This window comes from Nocardia sp. NPDC057455 (assembly GCF_042802775.1).
Taxonomy (GTDB): Bacteria; Actinomycetota; Actinomycetes; order Mycobacteriales; family Mycobacteriaceae; genus Nocardia.
Genome location: NZ_JBHVDM010000164.1, coordinates 1 through 6,291, shown reverse-complemented (window position 1 = coordinate 6,291; position 6,291 = coordinate 1). Strand labels below are relative to the sequence as shown.

4 protein-coding genes and 1 pseudogene are annotated in these 6,291 nt (G+C 71.9%); 2 read left to right on the top strand and 3 right to left on the bottom strand.

Annotated features, from left to right (window positions below):
- Positions 1-255: pseudogene (locus ACFU5M_RS33760) on the top strand (hypothetical protein); the annotation flags it as partial.
- On the opposite strand, the gene ACFU5M_RS33755 reads toward ACFU5M_RS33760, so the two are convergent.
- The gene (locus tag ACFU5M_RS33755) at positions 173-3,055 is read right to left on the bottom strand and encodes a BTAD domain-containing putative transcriptional regulator (RefSeq protein WP_379055562.1); all 2,883 of its coding nucleotides are present in this window, start codon (positions 3,053-3,055) and stop codon (positions 173-175) included. The pseudogene ACFU5M_RS33760 and the gene ACFU5M_RS33755 overlap by 83 nt on opposite strands.
- A 489-nt stretch (positions 3,056-3,544) precedes the next feature.
- On the opposite strand from ACFU5M_RS33755, the gene ACFU5M_RS33750 reads away from it, so the two are divergent.
- Complete coding sequence (locus ACFU5M_RS33750; protein ID WP_379055560.1) at positions 3,545-3,922, top strand: YybH family protein; 378 nt, start codon at positions 3,545-3,547, stop codon at positions 3,920-3,922.
- A gap of 5 nt (positions 3,923-3,927) precedes the next feature.
- On the opposite strand, the gene rsgA is transcribed toward ACFU5M_RS33750, so the two are convergent.
- Positions 3,928-4,809 carry a ribosome small subunit-dependent GTPase A gene (gene rsgA, locus ACFU5M_RS33745; RefSeq protein WP_379055558.1) on the bottom strand — a complete coding sequence of 294 codons (882 nt, stop codon included), beginning with the start codon at positions 4,807-4,809 and terminating at the stop codon, positions 3,928-3,930.
- Positions 4,810-4,925: 116 nt separating this feature from the next.
- A complete protein-coding gene (gene aroA, locus ACFU5M_RS33740; protein ID WP_379055556.1) occupies positions 4,926-6,218 on the bottom strand; it encodes a 3-phosphoshikimate 1-carboxyvinyltransferase in 1,293 nt (430 codons plus the stop codon).
- Positions 6,219-6,291: the final 73 nt, after the last annotated feature.

Sequence of the window (6,291 nt, the reverse complement as noted above, 5' to 3'; positions counted from 1 at the left end):
CGCCGGGGCGGCGTCGCGGCGCTGCGCGAGCACATCCGGCGGACCTGTGGCTGCGAGGTCGAGGTGCTCGACAGCGGTGGCGCGCGGTGGTCGCGCACCCCGGATTCCGCGGCTCCCGGCTCGCCGACGCCGCGGCTGGTGGTCCGGGTGCCCACCGATCGCTGGGACGAGGTCAACCGGTCACGGATCGCGCGTGCTGTCGAGTCGCTGCGCCCGGCGAACGTACCGTTCGAGCTGGTGCCGCAGCAGCCGTGAGCGGCTGGGCGGCGTCCACCCCGAGTTCGTCGAGTACTCGGGCGTAGTCGCGGCGCGCGTGCTGCGCGGCCGCGAGATCGCCCGCGTGATCGTAGGCCGCGATCAGCAGCCGCCACGCGCGATCCAGATACGGGTCGATGCGCAGGCTGTGCTGTAGTGCCTGGATGGCCGCGGCCGGTTCGCCACCGCGCAACTCGAGTTCCGCCAGCGCGGCGCCGGCCAGGGAAGCTTGCGTGCGCAGCCGATCCCGTTCCGATACGACCCATTCGGCCGCGCCGTCGGCGGGCAGCAGGTCGCCGCGATACTCCGCCAGCGCGGCGGTCAGCGCGCGGTGCGCGGCGGCGTCGTCACCCAGCCGCAGCGCGCACTGTGCCGCGTCCACCGCGGCGGTGAACGCGACCACGTCGGCGCTACTGTCTCCGGGCAGCGCGATCGAGTACGTCTCGCCCTGCCGCACCAGCAATGCCGACTTTCCGCGTCCGCTGGTCGGTTCCAGGAAGTGGCGTACCGCCGAGACGGTGACCTGGAGGTTCTGCCTGGCCCGCTCGGCGGTCAGGTCGGGCCACAGCGCCGCGACGAGATCCTCCCGGTGCACGGCCCGTCCAGCGCGCATGGCGAGGTAGCGCAGCGTCGCGGCGGCCCGGGGTCGCAGCGTCTGACAGTCCAGCGCGACGCCGTCCACTTCGACCTCGAATGTCCCCAGGCACCGCAATCGAAGCCGGGGCGCCGCCGCCGGGGTGGGCGGCGGGTCCGCCGTCGCGGGCTCGCTCCGCAGCACACGCTCGGCGAGCACGCGTGGCCAGGGCATACCGATCTCGGCGGCGAGCGTCCGCGCCGCGGCGAGGCGGCCCACGCCCGCGTCTCCCGGCAGCCCACTCGCCCCGAGCAGCGCGATGACCTGGGCGCCGGGAACACCCGTTGTCCGGGCGAACCTCTCCGCACGCGTGAGCATCGCGACCGCCCCTGGCCGGCTCTCCACCAGCGCCGCGATCGCCTCGAACGCGAGCACCCAGGCCCGCGCGGTGTCGGCGCGCAACGCGGCGTAGCGTTCGTCGGCCATCCGCCAGATCGCCGCCGACGGTTCACCCGCGAGCAGTTCCCGGCACGCGGCGATGGCGATGGCCGACGCGGCCCCCCACCGATCCCCGACGGCGTCGCATTCGTCGGCGACTTCGGTACAGCGTCGGGGTGCGCCGAGCGTCGACAGCGCGCGGCACAGCCGCACCAGCATGATCGCGCCGCCCTGCTCGGCGTCACCGGCGAGGTGTTCGATCCTGGTCGTCACGTCGTCGCCGCAGACGAGCGCGGCGACGGCCCCGACGAACTGGGTCCACAGGTCGAGCAGCAGCGGTGCGCCGCTGTCCGCCGCCTGGGCACGGTGATAGGCGCGGTAGACGTACCCGGCCAGCAACAGGGCGCCGGCCTGCGCGAAAGCTTCCCCGCGACAGTCGATCTCGTCGGTGACGTAGTCCAGCGGGTAGCGGATCGTCGCCGCGCGGAGCCGATCGACCCAATGCAGTTCGGGCCGGGCGGGCGCGTCCAGCCAGATGTCGACCAAGCGGCGTTCCCTGGCGACCGCGTCGCGCAGGCCGGGCTCGGTGAACAACTGTTCGGCGTGCCGGTACCGCAGGGACGCGCGATGCAGCCGCCCGGCGGCCACCTCCCGGCGGGCGGTCGCCGTGCTCAGCCACGGGTCGTCGTCGACCACCGTGGCGGGCAGTCCTTCGCACCAGACCGGGCTGTGCCGGTCGCCTGCCACCCGGTCGCCGTGCTCCTGCAGGAGTCTGGCCACGTCGGTCCATCGCTCCGCGCGCGCGAACAACCGCGCCGCCTCGGCGTGCGCCGCCTCCTGTTCGAGCTGTGCCGCCGCCCGCGCGCACCACCGCGCCGCCTCGGCCGTGCCGAGTTGCTCACGCAACGCCGCGGCCAGATGGTGACGCAGTACCTCGTGGTAGCGGTAGCTGTGCCCATCGTCGTCGGAGCTGGTCATGGCTTGTCGCCGGTCGAGCTCGGCCAGCAGCGCGCCCGAATCCGTGCGGCCGAGCAGAAGGTCGCAACGCCGGGCGGTTACCGTCTCGAAAACGTGTGTGCGCCGGAGGAATTCGCACAGTTCGGGGGGCAACTCGCCGAGGACGGTACGGGCCAGGTACCCGCGCAGGTAGCGCGACCGTCCGCTGAGGGCGTGGATGGCCGCGCGCCGGTCACGCGCGCCGAGCGCCTGTGTGGCGAGATGGAACAGATGTAACCCGGCGGCCCAGCCGTCGGTGTGCCGCGAGAGCGCCGCCGCGTCCTCCGGCGGCAGCGGGCGGCCGTAGCAGTCGGCGAACAGGGCCTCCACCTCCCAGCAGCGGAATCGCATGTCGTCACCGGACAGCATCGTCACCCGGCCCAGTTCGGCGCGGACCAGATTGACCGTCGGGCGCACCCGGGTGCCGAGCACGACGCGCACCCGGTCGGCCGCGGCCGAACCCGCCAGGACGACGCGTTCGAAGGCCGATTCGGCCGGCCCCCCGACCACGAAATGGAAGTCGTCGACGAGCAGTGTGCGTGGCCCGGCGGCCAGGGCGGCCCGGAGCCTGGTCGTGAAGCGCTCGGCGTCCATGTCGTCCGGATCGGTGCGGCACCAGGCGACCTGCCCCTCGCACCCGGCCGAGAACTGCTGCAACAGCTGCGTTTTGCCCGAGCCTGCCGGCGCGACGAGCACCGCGACGTCGGCGTATGCCAGACGTTGCAGCAACCGTGCGCGGTGCAGCCCGAGCCCACCCCCGCCGGACGGCGCCGTGGCTCCGGACATGCGCATGCGGGCCTCCCTCACGGACCACTCGGTATGGAACTAGCTAAGAATTCTCCGAGTGATCGAGGGCCCGATCTTGAGTAGCGAGCTACTCGTTTTCGCAGGTGGATCCGCATCCCGACCACGTCAGCAAGATCTCGGGCCGAGGAGGTGTGTGTCCATCGCGGTGTGTCGGGGCGTCACGCCGAGCGTTCGGGTGCGCGACCGGGCCCGCAGACGTGGCAGCGGATTTCCGCCGATCCGGAACCATGGTTTCCGGTGAGTAGTCCGTCCGCATGGTGGAAGAAATCAGCACCGTCGAGTGCGCTGGGCCTGCGAGCACGGCTGCACGGGACGACCACTCGCGCCCGATCATCTGCCGGGCCGACAGGTCGATGCGCGCTGCGGCCCGCAACAACGCTGAACAGCGGTGCCGGAGCATCCATGAACGGGCGCGCACCACGACACGCAATCGAACACGCCGAACCGCTGGGCGGGCCGGCGTATTTTCCTGGCGTGGACCGCACAGCAGTCGAGGCATGGGTCGCCGGATACGTGCGCGCCTGGCGGTCGGCGGGCACGGAACAGCTCGCCGACCTGTTCGCCGTGGACGCCGGATACCTGGTCTCGCCGTGGGCGCAGCCGCTGACCGGTCTCGGCGCGCTCGCCGACTTCTGGGAAAGCGGCCGGGACGGGCCCGATGAGCCGTTCACCTTGCGATCGAACATCGTCGCGGTGGACGGGGACACCGCGGTGGTCCGGGTCGAGGTGGAATACGCGCGCGACACCCCGGCACGGTGGCGAGACCTGTGGATTTTGCGCTTCGACGAGGGCGGCCGCTGTAGGTGGTTCGAAGAGTGGCCGTTCGCGCCAGGACAACCGGACGGGCACTGAGTCGCCTACCAGGGATCGTTGGAGGTCAGGGCGACGAGCAGGAGGCGGATGGCGGCCACCCGGCGTTCCTTGCCGGGAAGCTCGTCCAGCGCGCATTCGGGGTCGGCGGGCGGGCCGAGATGGGTGCAGCCCCGCGGGCAGTCCTCGATGGCGCCGGCGAGATCGGTGAAGGCGGCGATGACGTCGTCCGGGGTGATGTGGGCCAGGCCGAACGATCGGACCCCCGGGGTGTCGATGACCCAGCCGCCGTCCGGCAGCGGGAGCGCGACCGACTGGGTGGAGGTGTGCTTGCCCTTGCCCACCCCGGACACCACGCCCACGGCCCGCTCCGCATCGGGCACGAGACGATTGACCAGCGTCGACTTGCCGACGCCGGAGTGGCCGATCAGCGCGGTGAGATGGTCGGTGAGCAGGTCCAGGACCGGCTCGAGCGGATCGTCGATGCCACCGTAGACGATGGTGAGGTCGAGATCGTCGAAGGCGGCGGCGAATTCGGAGTCGGCGGCCAGATCGTGCTTGGTCAGGCACAGAACCGGTTGCAGCCCACCGGCATACGCGGCGACCATCGCCCGTTCCACGAAACCGGTGCGCGGGGGCGGGTCGGCGAGCGCGACCACGATGAACAGCCGCTCCGCGTTACCGACCACGAGCCGCTCGTACGGATCGGTGTCGTCGGCGGTGCGGCGCAACACCGTTCGACGGTCGGTGACCCGGACGATGCGGGCGAGGCTGTCCGGTCGCCCGGACAGGTCGCCGACCACGTCCACCTGATCGCCGACCACGATCGGGGTGCGACCCAGTTCCCTGGCCCGCATCGCGACGATGCGGCGCTCCGGATCGCCACCGAGGACACACCCCCAGCGGCCCCGGTCGACCGAGACCACCATGGCCGGCTCGGCGTCGCTGTGCTGCGGCCGGGTCTTGGTGCGGGGACGGGAACTCCGCCCCGGACGAACCCGGACGTCGGATTCGTCGTAGCTGGCGGCGGAGCGCCGTCCCCCGCTCAGTGCGCCGCTCCTTCGTCGGATAGCGCGGGTTCGAGCATCCGCTCCCAGAGGGCGACGAAGTTCGGCAGGGTCTTGGCCGTGGTGCCGATGTCCTCGATCTCGATGCCGGGCACTCGGAGGCCGAGAATGGCTCCCGCCGTGGCCATCCGGTGGTCGGCGTAGGAATGCCACTTGCCGCCGTGCAGGTCGGTCGGCACGATCTCCAAGCCGTCCTCGGTCTCGGTCACCTTGCCGCCGAGGCGGTTGATCTCGGTGGAAAGCGCGGCCAGCCGGTCGGTTTCGTGGCCGCGCAGATGAGAAATGCCGCGCAGCACGGACGGGGAATCGGCCAGCGCCGCCAGCGCGGCGACGGTGGGCGTCAGCTCACCCACGTCGTGCAGGTCGATGTCGATGCCGGCCAGCCGGTCGGGGCCGTGCACGGTGAGCACGCCGTCGAAGATCCGCGCCTCGGCGCCCATGCGCACGAGGATCTCGCGGATCACATCACCCGGCTGGGTGGTCAGCCGCGGCCAGTGCGGGATGCTGACCGTGCCGCCCGTGATCGCGGCCGCGGCCAGGAACGGGGTCGCGTTGGACAGGTCCGGCTCGACCTCCCAGTCCACCGCGCGGATCGGTCCCGGCTCCACGGTCCAGGTCTGCGCCTTCCGGCTGTCCGCGGGCGCCTGCACCCGTACGTCGGCGCGGCGCAGCATCTCCACCGTCATCTCGATGTGCGGCATCGAGGGCAGCGCCTTGCCGTCGTGGTGCACCACCAGGCCTTCGTCGAAGCGCGCGGCCGACAGCAGCAGGCCGGAGACGAACTGTGACGATCCGGACGCGTCGATGGTCACGGTGCCGCCGCGCAGCGCGCCCTTGCCGTGCACCGTGAACGGCAGCGTGTCGCCGTCCACCTCGGCGCCGAGCGCCCGCAGCGCGTCCAGGATGGTGCGCAACGGACGGATCCTGGCCTGTTCGTCACCGTCGAACGCGACATCGCCCGACGCCAGCGCGGCGACCGGCGGCAGGAAGCGCATCACCGTGCCCGCCAGCCCGCAATCGACCGTGCCACCGCCCAGCGGCGCGGGGGTCACGGTCAACGTGTCGCCCGCACCCTCGATGTCCGCGCCGAGCGCGCACAGCGCGGCGATCATCAAATTCGTATCCCGGCTGCGCAGCGCACCGGTGATCGTGGAGGGGCCGTCGGCCAAGGCGGCCAGGATGAGCGCCCGGTTGGTGATCGATTTCGAACCGGGCAGGGTCACGGTCGCGTGTACGGGGACCTCGACATGGGGCGCTGGCCAGAAGTTCACTCGTCCATCATCACACGGTGTCTATTGGCAGCGCCTTCGGCGCTGCGTGTTCGCGGCCCCCTCATGGCTCGCG

Excerpts from the sequence above, each read along its gene's own strand:
- ACFU5M_RS33755 (WP_379055562.1), bottom strand. The coding sequence starts at position 3,055 with ATGCGCATGTCCGGAGCCACGGCGCCGTCCGGCGGGGGTGGGCTCGGG.
- rsgA (WP_379055558.1), bottom strand. The coding sequence starts at position 4,809 with ATGGTGGTCTCGGTCGACCGGGGCCGCTGGGGGTGTGTCCTCGGTGGC.